Consider the following 24,825-nt stretch of genomic DNA (forward strand, 5'->3'; position numbering starts at 1 on the left):
GGTTCAACCTGCTCAAACAATGGCGCGGCCTGGCCACTCGCTACGACAAGCTCGCCATCGTCTACCGATCAGCGGTTGTTCTCCATGCAGTGATCACTTGGACCAAGGCTTTGTCAGACACGCCCTAGCCCTGCCGGGTGGGCCGGATGGTGAGGTCGCCGATTTCGACGTCGTCCGGCTGCTCGATGGCGAACGCGATCGCCCGCGCGACGGCGTCGGGGCTGATGCCGAGCGCCGCCATCGCCTGCTGCGCCTGCTCGCGCTGCCCGGGGTCCTGGACGTAGTCGACGAGTTCGGTACGCACGAACCCCGGCGAGATGGCCGTCGTGCGCAGGACGCCGTCGGTCGACTCCTGCCGCAGCGCCTCCAGCAGCGTGCGCACGGCGTTCTTCGTCCCCGCGTAGACGGCCTGGGTCGGCACGATCTTCAGCCCCGACGTCGAGACGGTCGTGACGAAGTGCCCGCGGCCCTGCGCCCGGAACACCGGGAGCGCGGCGGCGATGCCGTGCAGCACGCCGCGGAGGTTGACGTCGATCATCGCGTCCCAGTCGTCGACGTCGAGGGCGCTCACCGGCGCGATCCGGGCGACGCCGGCGTTGGCCACCAGGACGTCGAGGCGGCCGAAGCGGTCGACAGCGAGGGCGACGAGCCGCTCGAGGTCGACCCGGCGGGTCACGTCGACGTCCAGCAGCTCCGCGCGGCCGCCGTCGTCGCGGATCTTCCGCGCGAGCACTTCCAGCCGGTCGGTGCGCCGGGCGCCGAGCACGACGGCCGCGCCGCGGCTCGCCAGCTCCACGGCCGTCGCCTCGCCGATCCCGCTGCTCGCGCCCGTGATCGCGACGACCTTGTCCAGTCCGTTCGTCATGTACATCTCCCGCTAAGCTGACAACTGTCCGCTTAAGCCTACCGGACACTTGTCCACTTATGCGAGGAGCAGTCTCTTGCGTGAGCGCCGATCGGACGCCGTCGCCAACCGTGACCGGATCGTCGAGGCCGCCCGGGCGGAACTGAGCGAGTCCAACGGCGCGGCCGACGACCTCAAACTGCACCGGGTCGCCAAGGCCGCGGGGGTCGGGCAGGGCACGCTCTACCGGCACTTCCCGACGCGCGAGCACCTGCTGGCGGAGGTGTACCGGGCCGAACTGACCCAGCTCATCGGCACCGTGGCGCCGCTGCTCGCGGAACACCCGCCGCTGGCCGCGCTGTCCCGCTGGCTGGACCGGCTGGTCGAGTACGCGCGCGTCAAACGCGGCGTCATGGCGGCGATCGAGCTGCCGGCGTGGCAGGACCTCTACTCCGGCCAGCACCACCGGCTCGACGAAGCGCTCGAAACGCTGCTGGACCGGGGGAAGGCCGCCGGGGAAATCCGCGCCGGGGTCGACGCCGCCGACGTCATCCTGCTCCTCGGGGCGCTGTCGCGGATCCCCGAAGCCGACTGGGCCGAGCGCGCGCCCCGGATCGTGGCGGTGATCGTCGACGGCCTGCGCGCCTAGGACTCAGTGGTCCACGGCCAGTTTCACGCCGAGGCCGATGAAGATGCCGCCGGTAGCGACCTCGATCCGCCGCTGGTTCCGCTTCCGCCGCACCCACCCGCCGATGCGGCCGGCGAGGACGCCGACGGTGCCGTCGACGAGGAACTCGAACAGGATCATGATCGCGCCGAGGACGGCGAACTGCAGCCAGACGTGGCCTCGGGCCGGGTCGATGAACTGCGGCAGGAAGGCGATGGTGAAGGTGACCATCTTCGGGTTGAGCAGGTTGGTGAGCAGCCCGGACAGGTAGGCGCGATCACTCTTGCGCTCGACGAGCGGCTTGCGGTTCCGGATCGCCTGGACGCCCAGGTAGATCAGGTACGCGGCACCGGCCACGCGGACGACGGTGAAGGCGACCGGAACGGCGGCGAAGAGCGCGGCCAGCCCGGCCGCGGCGACGGCGACGTGGATGGCCTCGCTGGTGGCGACCCCGGCGGTGGCGAGCAGACCGGCCTTCGGGCCGCCGCGCATGCCGCAGCCGAGGATGAAGAGCATGTCCGGACCCGGCATCACCATCGCGATGGCCGTGGTGACGAGGAAGGCCAGGAGGAGGTGCTGGTCGACCGGCATGGGCTGATCCTGACACGCCGGCCGCCCCGCACGAACTCCTTTTCCGGCGTCAGCCGCGGACGGCCGCCGCCACGCGGGCGGCGTCCTCGATGCCCCGCTCCGGCGGCTCCTCGGGCAGCGGCAGCAGCACCACCGAGCCGCTGCCGGCTTCGTGGAGCGACCGGACGGCGGCCGCGCAGGTGTCCGGATCGCCGCAGATGGCCAGGCGGTCGATCCACTCCGGGCGCAGGCCGGCCGCCAGCTCGTCCACTGTGGACGACGAATCCATGAGGGCCAGCAGCTCGGGGGCGAACGGCAGGCCCTCCACCTGCACGCGAGAGCCCGGGTTCAGGGACTCCGCCACCGTCGTGCGCGCCCGCTCGCGGTCGCCGAGAGCCAGCCAGTTGTACGTCACCACGGCGTGCGGGCCGGTCGCCGCGATGCCGGCCAACGCGGTCCGGACGAACTCGGGCGGGGCCGGCTCGGCCAGGATCGTCCCGTCCGCCGAGGACCCGGCCACGGCCAGCGACTTCGGCCGGCGGACGCCCGCCAGCACCGGCGGGACGGTCTTCGGCGGGAACACCAGCTCGACCTCGTCCAGGTGGACGTGCCGGCCGTCCAGCGAGACGCGCTCACCCGCCAGGAGCCGCCGCACCGCCACCAGCGTTTCGTCCAGCGCCGCCAGCGGAGACTCGGGGTACGCGCCGATCTGGCGCATCCACGACGCCACGCCGTGCCCGAGCCCGCCGATCAGGCGGCCCGGGTGCAGCTCCGCGAGCGCCGCCAGTTCCATCGCCGCGATCGCCGGGTTGCGCGCCACCGCCGGCAGGACGCCGATGCCGACCTTGATCGTCGACGTCACCGCCAGTGCGGTCGCGACCGTGGCGATGCCCGCGGCCCAGAAGCAGTCCTCGACCAGCCAGACTTCGTCGAGTCCCGCGGCTTCGGCCTGCCGTGCGAGGTCGACCAGCTTGGCCGGCGGCTGTTCGCGGTTGATCCGGACGCCGACGGAGGAGGTCGGTGCGTACATGCCAGGCTCCTGTTCAGATGCGGGAGAACGCCGGCGCGTACTCGAACGCGCCCGCCTGTGCCGGGTGGTAGCGGGTGAGCGTGCGCGCCTGGAAGTGCGGGCCCCACGCCGGATCGGGTGCGGTGATCGAGAGCGTGTCCGCGAGGACGAAGCCGAATCGGGAGTAGTAGGCCGGGTTGCCGAGCAGGACGACCAGTCCGTGGCCGAGGGCGTCGGCGGCGCCGAGGACGGTGTGCACGAGGGCGGAGCCGACGCCGCTGCGCTGGTGCGCGGGGAGCACCCCGAGCGGCCCGAGCCCGACGGCTGCGGTGGTGTCCTCGCCGACTCGGGCCCGGCTGCAGCAGACGTGCCCGACGACTTCGCCGTCGCGGACGGCGACGAGGGAGAGGGCGTTGATCAGGTCGCCCTCGGCGCGGAGTTCGTCGACGAGGGGCGCTTCGACCGGCGTCACGCCTTCTTCGCGCCGGAACGCTGCCCTGTGGACGGCCTGGATCGCAGCTTGGTCGGCGGGGGTTTCCCGGCGGATCAGCATGATCGCCACCTTGCCCCGAACCGGCTGCGGAGGGCAAACGGTTTGGGCTGCGCCCCCGGTTGCCACGCTAGCGGAGGGCACCGACAGTTTTCGGGGCCCGGGACACGAAGGCCCCCGCACCAGGAGCGCGGGGGCCTTCGTCGTGGTCAAGCGATCACTCGAACGCCTTCGCGATCAGGGCCTTCTGCTCGACCTCGTGCACCTTCGACGAACCCGCCGACGGGGCCGCCATCGGGCGGCGCGAGACGACCTGCAGGCCCGAGAGCACCTCCGGGAACTTCCGGGGCAGGTTCAGGCCGAAGAACGGCCACGCACCCTGGTTCTCCGGCTCCTCCTGGACCCAGGCGACCTGCGACGCGTTCGTGTACCGCTCCAGCGCCGCCAGCAGCTTCTTCTTCGGCAGCGGGTAGTACTGCTCGATCCGCACGATGGCGACGTCGTCGGCCTCGCGCTTCGTCCGCTCCGCCACCAGCTCCCAGTAGAGCTTCCCGGAGGTCAGCAGCACCTTGCGGATCTTCGCCGGGTCCGGCGTGACGTCGTCGATGACGGACATGAACCGGCTCTCGCCCGTGAAGTCCCCGACCGCCGAGGTCGCCGCCTTGTTGCGCAGCATCGACTTCGGCGTGAAGACCACCAGCGGGCGCTGGATGCCGTCGAGGGCGTGGCGGCGCAGCAGGTGGAAGTAGTTCGCCGGCGTGGACGGGACCGCCACCGTCATCGAGCCCTCCGCGCACAGCGAGAGGAACCGCTCGATGCGGCCGGAGGTGTGGTCCGGGCCCTGGCCTTCGTGGCCGTGCGGCAGCAGCAGCACGACGTCCGAACGCTGGCCCCACTTGGCCTCGCCCGAAGAGATGTACTCGTCGATGACGGTCTGCGCGCCGTTGACGAAGTCACCGAACTGCGCTTCCCACATCACCAGCGACTCAGGGTTGGCCACCGAGTAGCCGTACTCGAAGCCGACGGCCGCGTACTCCGACAGCGCCGAGTCGTAGATCATCACGCGGCCCTGGCCGTCGGCCAGGTTCTGCAGCGGCGCGTACTCCTGGCCGGTCTTGCGGTCGATGAAGACCGAGTGCCGCTGGGTGAACGTGCCGCGCCGCGAGTCCTGGCCGGACAGCCGGACCAGCCGGCCCTCCATCGCCAGCGACCCGAAGGCCAGCAGCTCGCCGAACGCCCAGTCGATGTCGCCTTCGCGCGACATCTTGTGCCGCCGCTCCATCACCGGCTTGACGCGCGGGTGCGGCGTGAAGCCCTCCGGGACCTGGACGAACGCGTCGCCGATGCGCTCGATGACCTCGGTGGCGACCGACGTCTTCACCTTGGCCGGCACCTGCTGCTCCTCCTCGACGGAGGGGCTGGCCTTGGCGGGGTGCTTCTCCAGCTCGCGGACCTCGTTGAAGACGTGCTCCAGCTGGCTCGAGAAGTCGCGCAGCGCGGCCTCGGCCTCCTCGACGGAGATGTCACCGCGGCCGATCAGCGACTCGGTGTAGGTCTTCCGGACCGAGCGCTTCGTGTCGATGATGTCGTACATCGCCGGCTGGGTCATCGACGGGTCGTCGCCCTCGTTGTGCCCGCGGCGGCGGTAGCAGATGAGGTCGATGACGACGTCCTTGTGGAACGCCTGGCGGTACTCGACGGCCAGCTTGGCCACCCAGTGCGCGGCTTCGGGGTCGTCGCCGTTCACGTGGAAGATCGGCGAGCCGATCATCTTCGCGACGTCGGTGGCGTACTGCGAGGAGCGCGAGTGCTCCGGCGCGGTCGTGAAGCCGACCTGGTTGTTGACGATGACGTGCACGGTGCCGCCGGTGCGGTAGCCGCGCAGCAGCGCGAGGTTCAGCGTCTCGGCCACGACGCCCTGGCCCGCGAAGGCCGCGTCGCCGTGCATCAGGACGGGCAATACGGTGTAGCCCTCGCCGCCCTTGTCCAAGAGGTCCTGCTTCGCGCGGACGATGCCCTCGAGCACCGGGTCCACGGTCTCCAGGTGCGACGGGTTCGCCGTCAGCGACACCTTCGTCTCGCCGTCGCCGAACATCCGGAAGTACTTGCCCTCGGCGCCGAGGTGGTACTTCACGTCACCGGAGCCGTGCGCCTGGCCGGGGTCGAGGTTGCCCTCGAACTCCTGGAAGATCTGGCTGATCGGCTTGCCGACGATGTTGGCCAGCACGTTCAGCCGGCCGCGGTGCGGCATGCCGATGACGACCTCGTCGAGCTCGTGCTCGGCGGCCTTGTCCAGCAGCGTGTCGAGCAGCGGGATCGCCGTCTCGCCGCCTTCGAGCGAGAACCGCTTCTGGCCGACGTACTTGGTCTGCAGGAACGTCTCGAACGCCTCGGCGGCGTTCAGCTTCGAGAGCACGTACTTCTGGACCGCGGGGTCCGGCTTCTCGTGCGGGATCTCGACGCGCTCCTGGATCCAGCGGCGCTCCTCGGGGTCGAGGATGTGCGTGTACTCGATGCCGACCGTGCGGCAGTAGGAGTTGCGCAGCACGCCCAGGATGTCGCGCAGCTTCATCCGCTCCTGGCCGGCGAAGCCGCCGACCGGGAACTCGCGGTCGAGGTCCCAGAGCGTCAGGCCGTGGGACAGGACGTCCAGGTCGGCGTGGCTGCGCTGGCGGTAGTTCAGTGGGTCGGTGTCGGCCATCAGGTGGCCGCGCATCCGGAACGCGTCGATCAGCTCGATCACGCGGGCGGTCTTGTCGACCGGGCCGTCCGGGATGTCGGCGACCCAGCGGATCGGCTCGTACGGCAGGCGCAGGCTGGTGAAGACGTCGTCGTAGAAGCCGTCTTCGCCGAGCAGCAGCTGGTGGATGCGCTTGAGGAACTCGCCCGACTCCGCGCCCTGGATGATGCGGTGGTCGTAGGTCGAGGTCAGCGTCATGATCTTGCTGATGCCGAGGTCGACCAGGGTCTTCTCGCTGGTGCCCTCGAACGCGGCCGGGTACTGCATGGCGCCGACGCCGATGATGGCGCCCTGGCCGGCCTGCAGGCGCGGGACCGAGTGGTTGGTGCCGATGCCGCCCGGGTTGGTCAGCGAGATCGTGGTGCCCGAGAAGTCGTCCGCGGTGAGCTTGTTGTTGCGGGCCTTCTTGACGATGTCCTCGTAGGCCTGCCAGAACTGCAGGAAGGACATGTCCTCGACGCCCTTGACCGAGGCCACGACGAGGTTGCGCGACCCGTCCTTGCCCTTCATGTCGATGGCGAGCCCGAAGTTGACGTGCTCCGGCGTGATCGCGAACGGCTTGCCGTCGATCTGCTGGTAGTGCCGGTTCATGTTCGGGTAGTCCTTCAGCGCCCGCACCATGGCGTAGCCGATGAGGTGCGTGAAGGAGATCTTGCCGCCGCGGGTGCGCTTGAGGTGGTTGTTGATGACGATGCGGTTGTCCGCCATCAGCTTCGCCGGGACCGCGCGCACGCTGGTCGCGGTGGGGACGCTCAGCGAGGCGTCCATGTTCTTGGCGATGGCCGCCGCGGCGCCGCGCAGCTGCTTCGACTCCGGCTCTTCCTTCTTCGCCTCGGCCTTGGGCTCGGCCTTGGGCTCGGCCGCCTTGGGCTCGGTCGCCTTGGGCTCGGCGGCCTTGGCCGCGGGCTTCGGGGCCGCCTTCGGCTCCGGCTTGGGGGCCGCCTTCGCCGCCGGGGCCGCCTGCTTGGCCGCCGACTCCGCGTTCTGCTTGGCCTTGGCCGACGGCTGGGTGGCCTGGCCGTTGGTGGCGGGCTTGGCGTCGGCCTGCTGCCGGGCGGTGTCCGCCTTGGCCTGCGCGCTCTGCGTCGGCTTGAAGTCCGCGAAGAAGTCGTGCCATGCGGCATCGACTGAGGAAGGGTCGGCGAGGAACTGGTCGTACATCTCTTCGACCAGCCACTCGTTGGGGCCGAACTGTGACGCAGGGCTGCTGCTGGACACGGCTGGGGCTCGCCTCTATCCGTCTCGATCTCGATCTTGAATCCGCTGATGCGCCTACCAGGCTAACCCCCTCGGTGACCGCGATGTGATGGAACCGGTCTGTGTGAGGCGTGGCGCACTAGGGTATCGGTCACTGATTCGATCAAGATGTGCTAAGGGAACCTTAAGCGCTGGACCCGGTACAGGGTTCCCGGCCTGGCGGGCGCTTCCTTAGCCGAGCTCGTACGGCGGCTCGTACGGGACGAGCTTGACCGCCAGGTGGAGCTGGTCGGTGGCCAACAGCCCGGCGATGTCCCGGATGACCGGGGTGACGTCGGTGATGGCGGTGATCCACTCGTCGGGGAGCTCGCTGTCGACCCGGACGGCCTGGAAGTCCAGCGCCGTGTGGTCGAGATCTCGCTCCGGGACCCACTCGACGTGCTGCGCGAGCGCCCGCTCGAAGCCTTCGCGGGTGATGTCGACGGCCAAGACGCGCTCACGCCCCGGCTTGCTCCCGTTGCTGCTGAGGTGGGCCGCGAGGCGGAACGACGGCGTGACCCACACCGTCCCCGCCCGCCCGAAGGACTGCTTCTCGAGCGCGGCGTCGGCGTCGGCGGGCGAGCAGGCCAGGTAGACCCGGACGGTGGTCTCGGTCTGCATGGCCCGGATCTGCCGATCGGGAACCCGCTTCTCTTCGAACATGCCCGCCATGCTCCCAGCGCCCCGACCACCCGGCCACGAACTTTCGTGCGCAAGAGGGCAACACCCGTGATTGAAGGGTCGACACCCGTGATTGGAGGGTCGACACGCGTGATTGGAGGGTCGACACGCGTGATTGGAGGGTCGACACGGCGAGGCTTGGGCGATCCGGCGTGTCGACCCCTCAATCACGCGAGTCGACCTTTCCCTCACGCGTGTCGACCCTTTTCGCACGGTCAGCCGAGGGCCCAGAGGCGGGCGTAGGGGCCGTTGGCGGCCAGGAGCTCTTCGTGGGTTCCGGTTTCCGCGATGCGGCCGTGGTCCAGGACCACGATGCGGTCCGCGCGGGCCGCGGTGGCCAGGCGGTGGGCGACCACGAACGTCGTGCGGCGGCGGGCGACCGTCTCCGTTGCCCGCAGGACCGCTGCCTCCGTCGAGGGGTCCAGGGCGGCCGTGGCCTCGTCCAGCAGGAGGATGTCCGGGTCCACCAGCTCCGCCCGGGCCAGGGCCACCAGCTGGCGCTGGCCCGCCGACAGCGAGCGGCCGCGTTCGCCCACCGGCTGCAGGAAACCCGAGGGGAGAGCCGCGACGCCGTCGAGCGCGCCCACCGCGCGGACCGCCGCCTCGACCTCCGCGTCGGTCGCGGCAGGGCGGCCGTAGCGGACGTTGTCGGCGACCGTGCCCGAGAACAGGTGCGCCTCCTGCGGGACCACGCCCATCCGGCGGCGCAGCCCGGCCAGGTCGTACTCGCGGACGTCCGTGCCGTCGATCCGCAGCTCGCCGCCGGTGACGTCGTAGTAGCGCGCCACCAGCTTCACCGCCGTCGACTTGCCCGCGCCGGTCGCGCCGACCAGCGCGATCGTCTCGCCGGCCGCGACGTCCAGCGAGAACTCCGACAGCGCCGGGGCCTCGGTGCCGGCGTAGGCGAACTCCACCTCCTTGAACGAGACCTCGCCGCGCAGCCGGGCGGGCGCCGCCACGGCGTTCTCCGCCGCCGGCACCGACGTCGGCGTCCGCAGCAGGTCGCCGATGCGGTTCAGGCCGACGCTCGCCTGCTGGTAGCCGTCGAACACCGCCGACAGCTGCTGGATCGGCGAGAAGAACTGCTGCAGGTACAGCAGGAAGGCGAGCAGCACACCGGCCGACAGCGTGCCCGCCGAAACGCGGTTCGCGCCCGCCACCAGCACCGTCGTCGTCGCCAGGTCCGACAGCAGCGCCACCAGCGGGAAGTACGTCGCCACGTACCGCTGGGCCCGCAGCCGCGAGCGCCGGTAGTCGTCGCTGCGTGAGGCGAAGGCCTCCGCGGAGCGGTCTTCGCGTGTGTACGCCTGCGCGACGCGCAGCCCGCTGACGTTCTCCTGCATGTCCGCGTTCACGACGCTGACCCGCTCGCGGGCCTCGTTGTACGCCTTCGACGCCGAGCGCCGGAAGATCACCGTGGCCACCGCCAGCACCGGCACCATCGCCAGCGCGTACAGCGCCAGCCCGGCGTCGGTGACCAGCAGCGCGGCCGTGATCCCGGCCAGCGTCAGCGCGCTGACCACCGCGGTGGCCAGGCCGGTCTGCAGGAACGCCGAGAGCGCGTCGACGTCCGTCGTCATCCGGGTCATGATCTTCCCGGACAGCTCCCGCTCGTAGTAATCGAGCCCGAGCCGCTGCAGGTGCGCGTAGCTGCGCACACGCAGCGCGTACAGGACCGTCTCGCCCACGCGGGACGTCAGCCGCGTCTGCGCGAAGACCACCAGCCAGTCGGCCGCGATCACCGCCGCGCCGATCCCGGCGGCCAGCCAGATCATCCACTCGACGCCCGCGCGGACCCCGTGGTCGACGCCGAACTGGTACAGCCCCGGCAGCGCGATCGACGCCAGCGCGTCCGCCGCCACCAGCCCGACCACCACGGCGAGCGGCCAGCGGACCGGCCGCAGCAGCCCGGCCAGCCGGAACTCCGGGTCGGGCGCGGTGACGTCGGCGCCGGGCAGCCGCGGCTCGTCGACGGCGGCCGGGAGCTTGCGCACGCCCTCGATCAGCTCCGGGGTCGGCGGCACGTCGAGGCCGCCGCCCCCGCCGACGAACCCGCTGTTGTTCGGGTTGCCGCTGCGCATCCGCGCGGCTTCGGCCAGCTCGTCGACTTCGTCGCGGCTCTCGTCGCGCGGCCACAGCGACGGCGTGACGCCGTCTTGGCCGCAGTCGAGGCCTTCGCAGCGGTGCTTCTCTTCGACGTCGTCGCCCGGGCCCGCCACCAGCTCGCGGAACAGCGGGCAGCGCGCCATCAGCTCGGCCTCGGTGCCGACGTCGACGACGCGGCCCTCGTCCAGCACGGCGATCCGGTCGGCCAGCGCCAGGGTGGACCGCCGGTGCGCGATCAGCAGGGTGGTCCGGCTCGCGGTGACCGACCGCAGCGTGTCGTGGATCGCCGCTTCGGTGACGGTGTCGATGGCCGAGGTCGCGTCGTCGAGGACGAGGATCCGCGGGTCGGTGATCAGCGCCCTGGCCAGCCCGAGCCGTTGCCGCTGCCCGCCCGAAAGCGTGAGCCCGCGCTCGCCGACCAGCGTTTCGTAGCCCTCCGGCAGCGCGCGGATGAAGCCGTCCGCCTCCGCCGCCTTGGCCGCCGCGACGACTTCTTCGTCGCTCGCGTCCGGGCGGCCGTAGGCGATGTTGTCCCGGATCGACGAGGAGAACAGGAAGGCCTCCTCGAACACCACGCCGATGGCCTGCCGCAGCTGCCGCAGCGGGACGTCGCGGACGTCGAGGCCGCCGACCCGCACCGCGCCCTCGTGCACGTCGTAGAACCGGGGCAGCAGCAAGGAGATCGTCGACTTCCCCGAACCCGCGGTGCCCACCAGCGCGAGGGTTTCGCCCGGGTTCGCGGTCACCGAAAGGCCGGCCAGGACCGGCTCGCTGCGGGTGTAGCCGAACCGGACGCCCTCGAGCTCCACGCCGAGCGGCCCGTCGGGCAGCGGCCGCGCGTCCGGCGCGTCGACGACGTCGGTCTGCGCGTCGATCAGCTCGTACACGCGCTCGGCGCCGGCGCGGGTCAGCTGGGCCTGCACGACCAGCCCGGACAGCATCCGGGCCGGGCCGATCAGCGTCGCGAGGTAGGTGGCGAAGGCCAGGAACGTGCCGAGGGTGATGGACCCGTTCAGCGCGAGGACACCGCCGATGCCGAGCACGGCGACCTGGCCGGCGGCGGGCAGGGCGGCGGTCGTCGCCGTCGGGACCGCCGAGAGCTTCGCCGCGCGGAGCCGCTCGCCGAACAACTTGCGCGCGGTTCCTTCCAGCTTCGAGACTTCCCGCGTCTCCTGGCCGAACCCCTTGACCACCCGGACGCCGGTGACGGTCTCTTCGACCTGCTGCGCGACGTCCGCCGCGCGTTGCTGCGCCGACCACGTCGCCGGGAAGAGCCGCTTGCGGCTGCGCGCCACGATGATGCCGACGGCCGGCGTGACCACCAGCGCGATCAGCGTCAGCACCGGGGACAGCCACAGCATCGCGACGAACGACAGCAGCGCGAAGACCACCGAACCGAACGACAGCGGGACCTGCATCAGGATCCCGGTCACCAGCTGCAGGTCGGAGATCGCGCGCGAGGCGACCTGGCCGGTGCGCAGCGCGTCCTGCTTGCCGCCGTCCAGCCGCGAAACCGCGTTGAAGACGCGCTGGCGCAGATCGTGCTGCACGTCGAGGGCGAGCTTCCCGCCGAGGTAGCGGCGCGCGAACGCGGTGCCGAAGGCGACCAGCTGCAGCGCGACGAGGAAGACGGCGATCCCGGTCAGCCCACCGGTCCGCCCGGCCACCGCGTCGTCGACCGCCGAGCGCACCAGCAGCGGGCTCGCGGCCTGGACGCCGACGCCGATGGCGGCGGCGAGCAGCGACAGCACGACGAGCACGCGGTGCTCCCACGCCGCGGCGGACAGCCGGCGGATCCAGCCGGCCGTCTCGGTGGGTGGGAGCTCTTGACGGGAGCGGGGCGGAGCGATGGTCACGTTGTCACAGTAAGCGCCACCACCGACAAAATATTTCCGCGCGCCCCGGATCGACCCAAGCGCCCCAAGGCGGCCTTCGGTGCGTCTGACGCACCGAAGGCCACATTGGGGCGCTTGGGGGGTCAGGTGATGTCGCGCTTCTGGTTGCCCGCCCAGCCGAGGCCGAAGAAGAGCATCGTCCAGGCGAAGAAGATCAGCGCCGACGCCCACCACGAGATGACGCCCGGCGCGCCCGCCGCCAGCTGGAGACCGAGGGCCGACCAGTGGTCGACGCCGCCCGGCAGGTTGAGCGAGTTGATCCCGAACGCGTCCGCCGCGATCCCGCCCACGATCCCGTTGGCGGTGCCGTTCGGCAGGATCCCGCCCAGGATGTCGGCCGGCCCCCAGAAGGCGATGACCAGGACGTTCTCCACGATGAGGAACCACACCAGGAAGAGCACGACGGCCAGCGGCACGCTGCGCAGCACCGCGCCGAACCCGATGCCGAACAGCGTCACCAGCACCGAGGCCAGCACCGTCCCGCCCAGCGCGGCCAGCCACTGCCCGGCGGACGGCCAGCGACCCGAATCGACCGACGCCATCACCGCGATCGCCGAGACACCGAAGCTGACCAGGCCGTAGATCGCGCCCCACGCCACGTAGGTGAGCATCTTCGCGGTCAGCGCCGTGACCCGGTTCGGCGCCGTCAGGAACGTCGTCGTGATCGTCTTGCTGCGGTATTCGCCGGCCAGCGCGAAAACGCCGAAGAGACCCGGGATCAGCTGCGCGATGTTGACGCCGTGCGCGAACGCCAGCAGCCCGACCGGCAGCTTGCTCGCGTCCAGGCCGACCGCGCCCGCGACCTCGCGGGCGTCGCTGGAGCCGATGAAGTCCGCGAAGTCGTTCGTGATCTTGCCCCACACGAACGTCAGCCAGAACGCCACCAGTGCCAGCGGGATCAGCAGCACCCACCACGTGTTCAGCGTGAGCGTCTTGCGGAACTCCGCCTTGATCAGGTTGCCCATCACTGCTGCGGTCCTCCCCAGTGCTGTTGCTGCTGCGGGCCCGACGGCGGGCCCTGCTGGTAGTGCTGCTGCTGCGGCGGGTAACCGGGCGGCGGCGGGCCCTGGTACTGGGGCTGCGGCGCGTACCCGGGCGCGCCGCCGGTGTACTGACCCTGCGTCAGCTGGAAGAACATCCGCTCCAGGTCGGCGTGCTCCTCCTGCATCCCGTAGACCGCGATCCCGGCCTTCGCGGCCAGGTCACCGATCTGCTGGACACTCGACCCGGCGACGGCGACCCGGCCGTCCGGCGTCGGCGACACCTGATGGATGCCGTTGTCCTGCAACGCCTTCACGAGCGCGGCCGGATCCGCGGGCTGCACCAGCACCCGCGACTGCTGGCCCTTGCGCAGCTGCTCCAGCGGGCCGTAGTACCGCGTGACGCCCTGGCTGATGATGACGACCTGGTCGATCAGCTGCTCGACCTCGTTGAGCAGGTGGCTCGAAACCAGCACCGTCCGCCGCTGCTCCCGCGCGTACGCACGCAGGAAATTGCGCAGCCACAGAATGCCTTCCGGGTCCAGACCGTTCGTCGGCTCGTCGAGCACCAGCACCTGCGGATCACCCAGCAACGCCGTCGCCAGCGCCAGCCGCTGCCGCATGCCGAGCGAGAACCCGCCCGCCTTCCGATCCGCGGCGCTGCCCAGGCCCACCAGGCCGAGCACCTCGTCGGCACGCCGATCCGGCACCCCGATGGCCGCGGCGTACACCCGGAGGTGGTTGCGCGCCGTCCGGCCCGGGTGGAACCCCTCGTTCTCCAGCACCGAACCCACCACCCGCGCCGGATTCCCCAGCTGCGAGTGCGGCCGCCCGTTGATCGTCGCCGTCCCCGATGTGGGTGTCACCAAACCGAGCAACATGCGCAACGTCGTCGTCTTGCCGGCGCCGTTCGGGCCGAGGAACCCCGTCACCGAACCCGGCTCGACCGTGAAGCTCAGGTTCTGCACGGCGTTCACTTCGCCGAACCGCTTGCTCAGGTTCTGCACCACAATCCGGCCACTGCCGTCGTGCATACCGTCCCCTAACGTTCCCCGCTGATGCGGCGTCATCCTGCCCTACCGGCGCCGCCCGCGCGCACGGAACGGCCCAGAGCGACCTTCGTCACTTTCCGCTACCGGCCGGTAGGCTCGCCGTTGCTCTGACCAGAGGGTTTCGAGCCGCGCGCAGATCATCTTGGTAAAGAATTCGTGCGACTTGCCGACCCGGTGCAGCGAAGTCGGCTACGGCCCTCTAAGCTAGGACTCGGCGGCCCGCTCCCAGTGACCCCCAGGCTGGTTGAGCGGGTCGCCCCTTCGTCTCTGCATCGCGGCTTCGCCGCTCATGTCGACTTTGTCCTTTTGCCCGGGGGGCCGAGCCCCCCGGACCCCCCACGGTGCCTCCGGTCCGGGTTCCAGCGCTGCCGGATTTTCCTTTGGCTCGCCTTCGTGCGCTGTCGGACGGTCGTGCGCTTGTGTGCCGGGGGTTGCCGTGGTGGGTGTTGGGTCTTTGGAAAGGGAACGGGCTCCTGTCGGGGTCGACAGGAGCCCGCTCGGGGTGGTGGGTCTTAGGCCAGGATTGTGTTCAGGGGGGTGTGGGGGAGGTTGTGGGCTACGGCTACTGGGGCGTTTGTCAGGGCTCCGTTGTGGGTGTTCAGGCCCTTGGCCAGCGCTGCGTCGGACTGGAGGGCGGACTTCCAGCCCTGCTCGGCCAGCTGGACCGCGTACGGGAGCGTTACGTTCGTGAGGCCGTAAGTTGAGGTGCGGGGGACTGCGCCTGGCATGTTCGCGACGCAGTAGAAGACCGATTCGTGCACCTTGTAGGTCGGGTCGTCGTGCGTTGTCGGGCGCGAGTCGGCGAAGCAGCCGCCCTGGTCGATTGCGATGTCGACCAGCACGCTGCCCGGCTTCATGCGGGCGACCAGGTCGTTCGAGACCAGCTTCGGCGCCTTTGCGCCCGGGACCAGCACCGCGCCGATGACCAGGTCGGCCTGCAGCACGGACTCCTCGACCGACAGCCGGGTCGACGTCACCGTGCGGATGCGGCCACCGAAGTCGTTGTCGATCTGGCGGAGGCGGTCGACGTTCGTGTCCAGGATCTCGACGTCCGAGCCGAGGCCGAGCGCGACGCGGGCGGCGTTCAGGCCCGCGACCCCGCCGCCGATGACGACGACGCGCGCCGGGTGCACGCCGGGGATGCCGCCGGGCAGGACACCGCGCCCGCCGCTGGGCTTCATCAGCGAGAAGGCGCCGACCTGCGGGGCCAGCCGGCCCGCGACCTCGGACATCGGGGCGAGCAGCGGGAGCGCGCCGGTCGCCGTCTGCACCGTCTCGTAGGCGATCGCGGTGGTGCCGGCGGCCAGCAGCGCGTCGGTCAGCGGCCGGTCGGCGGCGATGTGCAGGTAGGTGAAGAGCACCTGGTCGCGCCGGAGACGGCCGTACTCCTCGGCGATCGGCTCCTTGACCTTCAGGACGAGCTCGCCCTCGGCCCAGGTCTCGTCGGCGGTCGCGAGGACCTTCGCGCCGGCGGCGACGTACTCCTGGTCGGTGATGGACGAACCCGCCCCGGCGCCGGTCTCGACGAAGACGTCGTGCCCGCGCCCGACCAGCTCGTGCACCCCGGCCGGGGTAAGCGCGACCCGGTATTCGTGCTTCTTGATCTCACGGGGAACGGCGATACGCACGGTCGGCCTCCTGGGTCGGTCTGCGTCCGGAATGGTGCGGTGTTGCCACTCACGGTGAACCACCCGGACGGCGGTGTCATCGTGCTGATCGGACAGTTCTCTGCCGTATTCGTGGTGCTGCGCGGACAAGGCGCTTGACCTCGACTTCACTGGAAGTTGCACCGTGGCGGCATGCGTGCGGTGTGGATGAGTGAGTTCGGCGGTCCGGAGGTCCTGGTCCCGGGGGAGGCGCCGGACCCGGTGCCCGGGCCGGGGCAGGTCCTGGTGGAGGTGGCGTACGCGAACATCACGTTCGTCGAGACGCAGTTCCGGGCGGGGGCGCCGGGCCCGTTCCGGGCGTCGCTGCCGGTGATCCCGGGCAACGGCGTCGGCGGGGTGATCAGCGCGGTCGGCGCGGGGGCGGACCCGGGGCTGGCGGGGCAGCGGGTGGTCACGTCGACGGGCGGCTCGGGCGGGTACGCCCAGCGCGTCGCGGTCGACGCGGCGGCGGTGTTCGAGGTGCCGCCCGCGCTCTCGCTCGACGCGGCGGTGGCGCTGCTCGCGGACGGCCGGACGGCGACCGGCCTGGTGCACGCGACCGGGGTGCGCCCGGGCGATCGGGTCCTGGTCGAGGCGGCGGCGGGCGGGGTCGGCGGCCTGCTGGTCCAGCTGGCGAAGGCGGCGGGGGCGACGGTGATCGGCGCGGCGGGCGGGCCGGCGAAGGTGGCGCACGTGCTCGGGGCGGACTCGGTGGTCGACTACTCGCGGCCGGACTGGACGTCCGCGGTCGGCCCGGTGGACGTGGTGTTCGACGGCGTGGGCGGGCCGATCGACACGGCGGCGTTCGGCCTGCTGCGCCCGGGCGGCCGGATGGCGGTGTACGGCCTGGCGGGCGGCTCGTGGGCCGAAGTGTCCGAAGAGGACGCTGCGGCGCGGGGGGTTTCGCTGGTGCGGTCGATCGGTTCGCCGGCGGAGCTGCGGGCCTTTACGGAGTCGGCACTGGCGTCGGCGGCCGGCGGCCACCTGGTGCCGGTGATCGGCCAGCGGTTCCTGCTGGAGAAGGCGGCGGACGCCCACGCGGCGATCGAGTCGCGCACGACGGTCGGCAAGACGCTGCTGGTCGCGTGATCGACGAGTTCTTGGCGCTGCCGTTGACGGCGCGGGTGGCCACGGACGGCCCGACGGTGCGGCCCACGTGGTACCTGTGGGAAGAGGGAGCGTTCTGGATCCTCAGCGGGCCGTGGTCGCGCTTGCCGGCGCTTGTCCGTGCGCGGCCGCGGATTGCCGTTTGTGTCGATGTTTGCGAGCTCGGAACCGGGGTGGTCCGGCAGGTGCTGGCGAGCGGCGAGGCGGCGGTGCGTCCGTTCGACGCGGCGCGTGGACGGCGGAAGCTGGTGCGTTATCTGGGGGCGGAGGAGGAGCGGTGGGACCCGCGGTTCCGCGAGTATTTGCGTGGGGACGTCGGGGCGGTGTGGGTGTACCTGCGGCCTTCACAGCTGGTGGCGAAGGACCTCAGTTACGAGGTGAGCAGCGATTTCCGGGCGTCGGAGCCTGACCACCGCGCCCCACCCATCCCTGGGGGACGAGCCCCGCTCAGTCTATCGGTGGGTGCCGACGGTTCTGGCGATTTCGGGGGGTTGCGGCCGGGTTCATCCACAACTGCTGGGGGCTGTGGACAACCCGGGTGAGCGGTCGACGTGAGGGGAGCGGGGGTGGGGCATTGTGTCTGGAAAGCGTTCCAGGGCAAGAAAACCGCCTGCCGTGGAAGTCGAGAAGCCGAGGGAACCGCCGCTCGCGGGAAGCCGCAAGATCCGCGGGAGGCTGCGAGATCCGCGGAAGCCCGCGAGACCCGCGGAAAGCCGCGAGACCCACGGAAAACCGCGAGAACCGCGAGACCCCGCGGAAAGCCGTGAAGGCCACCTCGAGCCGAGGTGGCCTTCACGGTTTCCGCCGCGGGGTGCGGGGACTCAAGCCCGGTACGCCGACCAAGCGCTCTGCATCCGCGAGGTCTGGCCCGCCGTGAACTCGTACATGCAGCTGTCGTAGCTGTAGTCCATGAAGTTGTGCACCGGGTCCTTGCCGGTCGACGTGCACGTGTCCTTGTTCGTCGGGCAGCCCGACGTCGCCGTGGCTTCCGCCGGGGTGTCCGACACGTAGTCGCCCGATCCGGAACAGCCGCCCTGGAACGTGTGGTACAGGCCCATCCAGTGGCCCACCTCGTGGGTCGCCGTGTCGCCTTCGTTGTAGTTCGTCGCCGAGCGGCCCGGAAGGGACTCGTCGAGGATGACCACGCCGTCGAGCTTCGGCTGGCTGTTGTAGCTCGACGGGAACGTCGCCCAGCCGAGGAGGCTGTCGCCGAGGTTGGCCGTGTAGATGTTCAGCGCGTTCTTGCCGCCCTTGCGCAGGGCGTTCTTCATGTTGCGCTCGGCCGAGGTGCCGTCGGTGATGCCGTTGTACCAGGTCGAGTTGTTCGTGTAGTCGGTGCTGACGAGCGAGAAGCTGAAGCCGCTCGACGCGTACGCGTTGTTCAGGACCGAGATCTGCTTGGTGATCGTCGCCGCCGGGAGGTTGCCGGTCGAACCGCTGGTGATCACGTGGAAGTACACCGGGATCGAAACCGCCGCCGCCTGCGCCGAGAACGCCGTGCGCTTGCCGGCCAGCTTGCTCTGCAGGTCCGCTTCCATGCGGGCCGCCTCGGCCGGGGACACCGTGTCGGCGTGGCCGTCCTTGCCGCGGTCCGCGGCGTGCGCGGGGGTGAAGCAGTCGCCGCTGGGCGCCGCGACGGCGCTGCCGGCTCCTGCCGCCGGGACGACCAGCGCGACCAGGGAAAGCGCGGACACCGCACCCAGCTTGACGGCCCGACCGAACCGCTCGGAACTGCTCATGGACGAACTCCTCTGCCACGACCCGGCTACCCCGGGTGGTGAAGAGAAAATGCGGCACCGATCTTGGAGAATCCACCATCTTTCGGCTGGAAAAGACAATCGGAACGATCGGCGCGATCCATGCGGAGTAGTGCATACGTCACGGATTGGGCTGAACGGCCCAATCAGCTCCAGCGCAGCGCGACCAGCTGGGTCAGCAGGGCCAGCCGGACGTCGGGGTCGTCGAGGTCCAGCGGCACCAGCTCGAGCAGCTTCCGCATCCGGTACCGCAGGGTGTTCGGGTGGATCCGCAGCTCCCGCGCCGCCGCGCGCGGGTCGCCGGGATGGCGCAGCCACTCGTACAGCGTCTCGACGTAGCCCGCCTTGCCCGTTGCGTCGTGCGCGCGCAGGGTGCGCAGCGGGCCGAGGTCGGTGACCCGCGCCGCGGCCGCCGCCGTCGCGCCGCGGTGCAGCGTCAACGCCGTCCAAGCTTCGTCGAAGGCGAGCACGCGGTCGGTGCGGATTTCGGCGCGCAGCAGGCCGAGGGCCTCGTCCGCCTCGGCGCGTGACGTCGACAGGTCGCCGATCCCGCCGGGCGAGCCCGCCGCCGCGCGCGGGGCTCCGCCGCGCCGGGTCGCCGGCTGCGCGGCCAGGGCCTGCCGCAGCTCGGTCCAGCCGCCCGGGCCCGGCCGGTCCGGCACGACGGCGTAGAGCAGGCCGGCGAGCTCGGTCGCCACCGGGCGGCTGCCGACGCCCTGGGAGATCCGCTCGAGGAGGGCGAGCCGGAGGCCTTCGGTGTCGCGCCCGTCGCCGCCGGTGACCTCGATGACGACCACGCGGTGCGGCTCGTCGGACAGGTCCAGCTCCGCCATCGCCTTCCGCGGGTTCACGCTGCCCTCCAGCACCGCGCGCAGCAGCTCCGCCGACGCGCGGCGCTGCGCGTCGGTGTGCGCGCGGTGCCGCAGCAGGTGCAGCGCGACGACCGGGGCGGCGTCGGCGAAGGCGGCCGCCCGCTCGTCGGACACCGGCCCGGCGACGACCGCCCACATCGACCCGAGCAGCTCGCCGCCCATCCGGATGGGCACGATCAGCCGCGGGAGGGTGCCGTCGCGCTGGGCCGGGACGAAGATCGTCTGCCGCCCGCGGGACAGCTCGCGGAACACCCCGCGCGACCGGAACCGCGCGAGGACGTCGTCGGGGATGCGGCGGCCCATGATCGTGGCGACGCGGGCGGGGTCGGTCAGGTCCTGGCGCGCGGAGTAGGCGAGCACGCGCGAGTTGGTGTCCTCGATGGTCACCGGCGCGTCGACGACGCTCGCGACGGCGTCGGCCAGCCGGAAGAGGTCCCCGGAGCCGGGGTCGAGGTCCTCCGACTCGTCGGCGAGGGCGTCGAGGACGGTCCGCAGCAGCCAGACCAGCTGCGCCCACGACGTCGCGGCGTGCACTTGGATCAGCGCGACCCCGCTGGCCTTCGCGGCCCGCTTCACCGCCGGTTTTGCGGCCAGCGGCGGCTTGAGCAGCACCGCGGCGGCGCCCTGCGCGGCGCTCTGCTTCACCAGCTCGGCGGCGTCTTCGGGGCCGGTGGTGGCGACGCCGAGCACGAGGTCGCCGGCGGACAGCGTGAGGGCCCCGCCCGGTTCGGCGATGACGACGTCGGCGACCGCGGGCGACTCTTCGGGCACTTGGAGCGCGTGGAGCAGCGTCGGGCCCACCCGGTCGACCACGCTGCGCACCGAAACCACGAGAGCATTCTCGCCGAGAAACCCCGGGAAGGCTCCTCAGGGTCGGCGGGGTGGGCGATGCCCGGCGATCGTGGAAGCGGTTGCGACAGCGTGGCCGAGTCCTTTCCGGACGGCAGTCTCGTGGCCGGGTGCGCCGATGTTCTTCAGCAGGAGCCGGCGGGCCCGGCGACGTTCCACCGGGTGCTCGGCAGGCCTCGAGCAGCGGTCAGCGGGACAGGACCGCCGTCAGGACCCGCCAGAGCTCGCCGGCCGGGTCCTCGGCCGGCTCCGGGGACCGCCACGCGACGATGCCGTCGGGACGCACCAGCGAAGCGCCACCGTTCGAAAGGCCGTAGCGGGTCGCGAAGACGTCACCGTCGATCGTGTGGCAGTCGAGGCGGACGCCCAGCTCCGCCGCGATGTCCGCCGCGGCGGGCTGCCACCGCGTGCCGTCGGCGGCGCACAGCAGCACCCACGAGTGCCCGAGCAGGTCCACAGTGGACTCCATTCCGGGCGCCCGGAAGCCCGGCCGCCCGGTCGGGGCGTGCACGTCCTCGACGCGCTCGCCGTCGTCCGGCTCCTCGGCGAGCACCGCGGTCGAGCGGTAGCGGAAGCCGAGCAAGATGCCGAGCTGGTCCTCGGCCTTCGTCAGCCCCGAGACGTCGAGGTCGGGGTGCATGCGCTGCTTCATGTTGTGCAGTGACGTGTCGATGACCATCCGCGCGATCGGTTTCCGCTCGGCCTCGTAGGTGTCGAGCAGGGCCGGGCCCGCTTCGCCGCGCAGCACCGCGGCGAGCTTCCACGCGATGTCCGCGGCGTCGCCGACCGCCGTGTTGCCGCCCATCCCGCCGGTCGGCGGAGTCACCTTCGCGGCGTCGCCGACCAGGAAGACCCGCCCGGCGCGGAACCGGTCGGCGAGCCGCGCGGCCACCTCCCACGAGCCGGTCCAGACGATCTCCGGCTCCAGCTCCGGCAGGTCGGTGGCGGCGCGGATCATCGCGACGAGCCGGTCGTGGGTGAAGTCGGCCGGGCTTTCGCCGCGGTCCGGGAAGTAGTCCGGGGCGAAGACGTACCGGTTCGGCAGGTCCGTGGTGACCAATGCGGCGGTGAAGTCCGGGTGCTGCAGGTAGAACAGGTCGGACAGGCCGGGGTGGACGCGGTCGCCGAGGTCGGCGTCGAACACCACGCCGAGGCAGTGGCTCAGCGCGTCCAGGCCGGTGGTCCCGATGCCGAGCCGCTGCCGGATGCCGCTGCGGCCGCCGTCGGCGGCGATGACGTAGTCCGCGCGCACCACGGTCTCCTCGCCGGTCTCGCGGTGGCGCAGCGTCGCGGTGACGCCGTCTTCGTCCGGCACCAGGCCGGTCAGCTCGGTCCGGAACCGCACCCGCGCGCCGGCCTTCTCCGCGTGGGTCAGCAGGATCGGCTCCACGACGTCCTGGCCCGCGAGGCCGGCGGGCAGCGTCGTCGACGCCGAGACGTCGAACTCGCTGCCGTCCTGGACCAGCCGGTGCAGCACCCGGCCGGCCAGGCTGGTCGCGACGGTGATCCGCAGCCCCTGCGCCGCGCGCGGGCTCGCCGTCAGCACCTCACGGTCGATTCCCGCCCAGTGGAACAACTCCATCGTGCGCCAGTTCTGCCCGGCGGCGCGCGAGTGGACCGACGTCCCCGCGTGCCGTTCGACGGTCAGCACGTCCACTCCCGCCTGCGCCAGGAACAGCGACACCGACAACCCGCCCAGCCCGGCCCCCACGACCAGCACCTGTACCCGCTCCGTCACGACTATCTCCCTGCCTGTGAGTCTCCCTTGACAGATATCTTAGCCACAGAGAGATTTGGCCGGCAAGGCAACTCGGCTCCCAGGAGGTGGGAAAGGTTGGGTAGGCCGTTCGGCGCAAGTAGCTTCGTCCCGGCAGCCCTCACGAACCCCCTTGAGCCGCAAGGAGAAAACCGATGACCGAGACTTCGGCGTGGTCCTTCGAGACCAAGCAGATCCACGCGGGCGCCGCGCCGGACCCGGCCACCGGGGCGCGCGCGACGCCGATCTACCAGACGACGTCGTACGTCTTCCGCGACAGCCAGCACGGCGCCGACCTGTTCAGCCTGGCCGAGCCCGGCAACATCTACACGCGGATCATGAACCCGACCCAGGACGTGCTGGAGCAGCGCGTCGCTTCGCTCGAAGGCGGCGTCGCGGCGCTGGCGTTCGCGTCCGGTTCGGCCGCGACCACGGCGGCGATCCTGAACCTCGCCGGGGCGGGCGACCACTTCGTCTCGAGCCCGTCGCTCTACGGCGGCACCTACAACCTCTTCCACTACACGCTGCCGAAGCTCGGTGTCGAGGTCACCTTCATCGAGGACCAGGACGACCTCGAGCAGTGGCGCGCCGCGGTCCGGCCGAACACGAAGTTCTTCTTCGCCGAGACGCTCGCCAACCCGGGCAGCAACGTCCTCGACATCCGCGGCGTCGCCGACGTCGCGCACGAGGCCGGCGTCCCGCTGCTGGTCGACAACACCATCCCGACGCCGTACCTGGTGCGCCCGATCGAGCACGGCGCCGACGTCGTGATCCACTCGGCCACCAAGTACCTCGGCGGCCACGGCACGACGATCGCCGGTGTCCTGGTGGACGGCGGCACGTTCGACTTCGGCAAGAACCCGGAGAAGTTCCCCGGCTTCAACGAGCCCGACCCGAGCTACCACGGCCTGAAGTACTGGGAGGCGCTCGGCCCGGGCGCGTACGCGGCCAAGGCGCGCGTGCAGCTCCTGCGCGACACCGGTGCGGCCATCGCGCCGCTGAACAGTTTCCTGATCCTGCAGGGCATCGAGACGCTGTCGCTGCGCATCGAGCGGCACGTCTCGAACGCGCAAGCGCTTGCGGAGTGGCTCGAGCAGCGTGACGAGGTCGAGAAGGTCTACTACGCCGGGCTGCCGTCGAGCCCGTTCCACGCGGCGGCGCAGAAGTACCTGCCGCGCGGCGCGGGCGCGGTGCTGTCGTTCGACCTGCGCGGCGGGGTCGAGGCGGGCCGGAAGTTCGTCGACGGGACGCAGCTGCACAGCCAGCTGGTCAACCTCGGCGACGTGCGCAGCCTGATCGTGCACCCGGCGTCGACCACCCACAGCCAGCTGACGCCGGAGGAGCAGCTCGCCAGCGGGGTGACGCCGGGCCTGGTCCGGCTGGCCGTCGGGCTGGAGGGCATCGAGGACCTCAAGGCCGACCTGGAAGCCGGATTTCGGGCGGCCAAGGCGGAACTGTGACCGTTACCGGCGCCTGGCGGGTCGGTGACCCGCCGGGCCGCCGGGAGTTCGTCACCGGCCCCGGCGCGCTCGCGCTGGAGGCCGGTGGCGTGCTGCCCGCGTTCTCGCTCGCGTACGAGACGTGGGGGACGCTGGACTCCGACGCGTCCAACGCGATCCTCGTCGAGCACGCGCTGACCGGGGACAGCCACGCGGCCGGCCCCGCCGGACCCGGGCACCCGAGCGCGGGCTGGTGGGACGGGCTGATCGGGCCGGGGAAGGCCGTCGACACGAACGAGTTCTTCGTCGTCGTGCCGAACGTGCTGGGCGGCTGCCAGGGCTCGACCGGGCCGTCGTCACCCGATCCCGACGGGACGCCGTGGGGCAGCCGGTTCCCGGCGGTGACGGTCCGGGACCAGGTGGCCGCGGAGGCGGTACTGGCCGACCACCTCGGCATCGATCGCTGGGCGGCCGTCATCGGCGGCTCGATGGGCGGGATGCGGGCGCTGGAGTGGGCGGTCTCGCTGCCCGCCCGGGTCGCTTCGGTGCTGGTGCTGGCCTCGACCGCGCGGGCGTCGGCCGAGCAGATCGCCTGGGCCGCCCCGCAGCTGCACGCCATCCGCAGCGACCCGGGCTTCCACGGCGGCGACTACTACTCGGCGCCGGCGGGTCCCGTGGCCGGGCTCGGCATCGCGCGGCGGATCGCGCACGTCACCTACCGCAGCGAGCCCGAGCTGGCCGAGCGGTTCGGCCGGGCCCCGCAGGACGGCGAGGACCCGCTGCGCGGTGGCCGGTTCGCCGTGGAGTCCTATTTGGACCACCACGCGGAGAAGCTGGCGCACCGCTTCGACGCCAACAGCTACCTGGTGCTGACGGAGTCGATGAACACCCACGACGTCGGCCGCGACCGCGGCGGCGTGGCGGCGGCGCTGGGCCGGGTGACGGCGCGGGCGGTGATCGGCGGCGTCGACAGCGACCGGCTCTACCCGCTCTACCAGTCGGCGGAGATCGCGGCGGGGGTCCCCGGAGCGCCGGAGCCGTCGGTGGTCACCTCGCCCTACGGGCACGACTCGTTCCTCATCGAAACCGGTCAGATCGCGGCACTGGTGAAGCACCTGCTCGGGTGACC

Annotated in this window: 18 protein-coding genes; 5 read left to right on the forward strand and 13 right to left on the reverse strand. The window is 71.4% G+C overall.

Annotated elements, in window-relative coordinates:
* Nucleotides 1–124: 124 nt before the first annotated feature.
* Entirely contained in the window at nt 125–865 is a 741-nt protein-coding gene (locus ACLJOU_RS14765; RefSeq protein WP_410567607.1) for an SDR family oxidoreductase, read from the reverse strand.
* 76 nt (nt 866–941) lie between these two features.
* On the opposite strand from ACLJOU_RS14765, the gene ACLJOU_RS14770 reads away from it, so the two are divergent.
* The gene (locus tag ACLJOU_RS14770) at nt 942–1,493 is read left to right on the forward strand and encodes a TetR/AcrR family transcriptional regulator (protein ID WP_410567609.1); all 552 of its coding nucleotides are present in this window, start codon (nt 942–944) and stop codon (nt 1,491–1,493) included.
* Nucleotides 1,494–1,496: 3 nt separating this feature from the next.
* Here ACLJOU_RS14770 and ACLJOU_RS14775 read toward each other — a convergent pair whose 3' ends face one another.
* The 9 genes from ACLJOU_RS14775 to ald all read right to left on the reverse strand — a co-directional run bounded on the left by ACLJOU_RS14775 (nt 1,497) and on the right by ald (nt 15,898).
* Entirely contained in the window at nt 1,497–2,102 is a 606-nt protein-coding gene (locus tag ACLJOU_RS14775) for a LysE family translocator (protein ID WP_410567611.1), read from the reverse strand.
* Nucleotides 2,103–2,151: 49 nt separating this feature from the next.
* The gene (locus tag ACLJOU_RS14780; protein WP_410567613.1) at nt 2,152–3,111 is read right to left on the reverse strand and encodes an LLM class flavin-dependent oxidoreductase; all 960 of its coding nucleotides are present in this window, start codon (nt 3,109–3,111) and stop codon (nt 2,152–2,154) included.
* A 13-nt stretch (nt 3,112–3,124) separates the two neighbouring features.
* Nucleotides 3,125–3,643 (reverse strand): GNAT family N-acetyltransferase, encoded by a 519-nt coding sequence (locus ACLJOU_RS14785; protein ID WP_410567615.1) that lies wholly within the window; start codon nt 3,641–3,643, stop codon nt 3,125–3,127.
* Between the two features lie 154 nt (nt 3,644–3,797).
* Complete coding sequence (locus tag ACLJOU_RS14790) at nt 3,798–7,538, reverse strand: multifunctional oxoglutarate decarboxylase/oxoglutarate dehydrogenase thiamine pyrophosphate-binding subunit/dihydrolipoyllysine-residue succinyltransferase subunit (protein ID WP_410567616.1); 3,741 nt, start codon at nt 7,536–7,538, stop codon at nt 3,798–3,800.
* Between the two features lie 210 nt (nt 7,539–7,748).
* Entirely contained in the window at nt 7,749–8,219 is a 471-nt protein-coding gene (locus ACLJOU_RS14795) for a DUF4291 family protein (protein ID WP_410567618.1), read from the reverse strand.
* Nucleotides 8,220–8,452: 233 nt separating this feature from the next.
* Nucleotides 8,453–12,199, reverse strand: a complete 3,747-nt coding sequence (locus ACLJOU_RS14800; protein WP_410567620.1) for an ABC transporter ATP-binding protein — start codon at nt 12,197–12,199, stop codon at nt 8,453–8,455.
* 122 nt (nt 12,200–12,321) lie between these two features.
* Nucleotides 12,322–13,203 carry an ABC transporter permease subunit gene (locus tag ACLJOU_RS14805; protein ID WP_410567622.1) on the reverse strand — a complete coding sequence of 294 codons (882 nt, stop codon included), beginning with the start codon at nt 13,201–13,203 and terminating at the stop codon, nt 12,322–12,324.
* Entirely contained in the window at nt 13,203–14,252 is a 1,050-nt protein-coding gene (locus ACLJOU_RS14810; protein WP_410567624.1) for an ABC transporter ATP-binding protein, read from the reverse strand. Before ACLJOU_RS14810 ends, ACLJOU_RS14805 begins: the two co-directional genes overlap by 1 nt.
* Nucleotides 14,253–14,782: 530 nt before the next feature.
* Complete coding sequence (gene ald, locus ACLJOU_RS14815; protein ID WP_410567626.1) at nt 14,783–15,898, reverse strand: alanine dehydrogenase; 1,116 nt, start codon at nt 15,896–15,898, stop codon at nt 14,783–14,785.
* A gap of 171 nt (nt 15,899–16,069) precedes the next feature.
* Here ald and ACLJOU_RS14820 point away from each other — a divergent pair, with 171 nt between their 5' ends.
* Nucleotides 16,070–17,005 carry a zinc-binding dehydrogenase gene (locus tag ACLJOU_RS14820; protein ID WP_410567628.1) on the forward strand — a complete coding sequence of 312 codons (936 nt, stop codon included), beginning with the start codon at nt 16,070–16,072 and terminating at the stop codon, nt 17,003–17,005.
* Nucleotides 17,002–17,565 carry a pyridoxamine 5'-phosphate oxidase family protein gene (locus ACLJOU_RS14825; protein ID WP_410567630.1) on the forward strand — a complete coding sequence of 188 codons (564 nt, stop codon included), beginning with the start codon at nt 17,002–17,004 and terminating at the stop codon, nt 17,563–17,565. Before ACLJOU_RS14820 ends, ACLJOU_RS14825 begins: the two co-directional genes overlap by 4 nt.
* A gap of 279 nt (nt 17,566–17,844) precedes the next feature.
* On the opposite strand, the gene ACLJOU_RS14830 is transcribed toward ACLJOU_RS14825, so the two are convergent.
* The 3 genes from ACLJOU_RS14830 to rdmE form a co-directional block, all read right to left on the reverse strand.
* A complete protein-coding gene (locus ACLJOU_RS14830) occupies nt 17,845–18,762 on the reverse strand; it encodes a zinc metalloprotease (protein ID WP_410567632.1) in 918 nt (305 codons plus the stop codon).
* A gap of 164 nt (nt 18,763–18,926) precedes the next feature.
* Entirely contained in the window at nt 18,927–20,483 is a 1,557-nt protein-coding gene (locus ACLJOU_RS14835; protein WP_410567634.1) for a PucR family transcriptional regulator, read from the reverse strand.
* A 205-nt stretch (nt 20,484–20,688) separates the two neighbouring features.
* The gene (rdmE, locus tag ACLJOU_RS14840; protein WP_410567636.1) at nt 20,689–22,239 is read right to left on the reverse strand and encodes an aklavinone 12-hydroxylase RdmE; all 1,551 of its coding nucleotides are present in this window, start codon (nt 22,237–22,239) and stop codon (nt 20,689–20,691) included.
* 173 nt (nt 22,240–22,412) lie between these two features.
* Between rdmE and ACLJOU_RS14845 the strand changes: the two genes are divergently transcribed.
* Together ACLJOU_RS14845 and ACLJOU_RS14850 are read left to right on the forward strand one after the other, a co-directional pair.
* Complete coding sequence (locus ACLJOU_RS14845; protein WP_410567638.1) at nt 22,413–23,717, forward strand: bifunctional o-acetylhomoserine/o-acetylserine sulfhydrylase; 1,305 nt, start codon at nt 22,413–22,415, stop codon at nt 23,715–23,717.
* Nucleotides 23,714–24,823, forward strand: coding sequence for a homoserine O-acetyltransferase (locus ACLJOU_RS14850; protein WP_410567640.1), 1,110 nt, complete (start codon nt 23,714–23,716; stop codon nt 24,821–24,823). Before ACLJOU_RS14845 ends, ACLJOU_RS14850 begins: the two co-directional genes overlap by 4 nt.
* Nucleotides 24,824–24,825: the final 2 nt, after the last annotated feature.

The organism is Amycolatopsis sp. cmx-4-61, assembly GCF_046548775.1.
Classification (GTDB): Bacteria; Actinomycetota; Actinomycetes; order Mycobacteriales; family Pseudonocardiaceae; genus Amycolatopsis.

Coding starts and splice junctions, on each gene's coding strand:
- ACLJOU_RS14810 (WP_410567624.1), bottom strand. CDS start 14,252: ATGCACGACGGCAGTGGCCGGATTGTGGTGCAGAACCTGAGCAAGCGG.
- ACLJOU_RS14845 (WP_410567638.1), top strand. CDS start 22,413: ATGACCGAGACTTCGGCGTGGTCCTTCGAGACCAAGCAGATCCACGCG.
- ACLJOU_RS14795 (WP_410567618.1), bottom strand. CDS start 8,219: ATGTTCGAAGAGAAGCGGGTTCCCGATCGGCAGATCCGGGCCATGCAG.
- ACLJOU_RS14765 (WP_410567607.1), bottom strand. CDS start 865: ATGACGAACGGACTGGACAAGGTCGTCGCGATCACGGGCGCGAGCAGC.
- ACLJOU_RS14830 (WP_410567632.1), bottom strand. CDS start 18,762: ATGAGCAGTTCCGAGCGGTTCGGTCGGGCCGTCAAGCTGGGTGCGGTG.
- ACLJOU_RS14820 (WP_410567628.1), top strand. CDS start 16,070: ATGCGTGCGGTGTGGATGAGTGAGTTCGGCGGTCCGGAGGTCCTGGTC.
- ACLJOU_RS14785 (WP_410567615.1), bottom strand. CDS start 3,643: ATGCTGATCCGCCGGGAAACCCCCGCCGACCAAGCTGCGATCCAGGCC.
- ACLJOU_RS14805 (WP_410567622.1), bottom strand. CDS start 13,203: ATGGGCAACCTGATCAAGGCGGAGTTCCGCAAGACGCTCACGCTGAAC.
- ACLJOU_RS14775 (WP_410567611.1), bottom strand. CDS start 2,102: ATGCCGGTCGACCAGCACCTCCTCCTGGCCTTCCTCGTCACCACGGCC.
- ACLJOU_RS14780 (WP_410567613.1), bottom strand. CDS start 3,111: ATGTACGCACCGACCTCCTCCGTCGGCGTCCGGATCAACCGCGAACAG.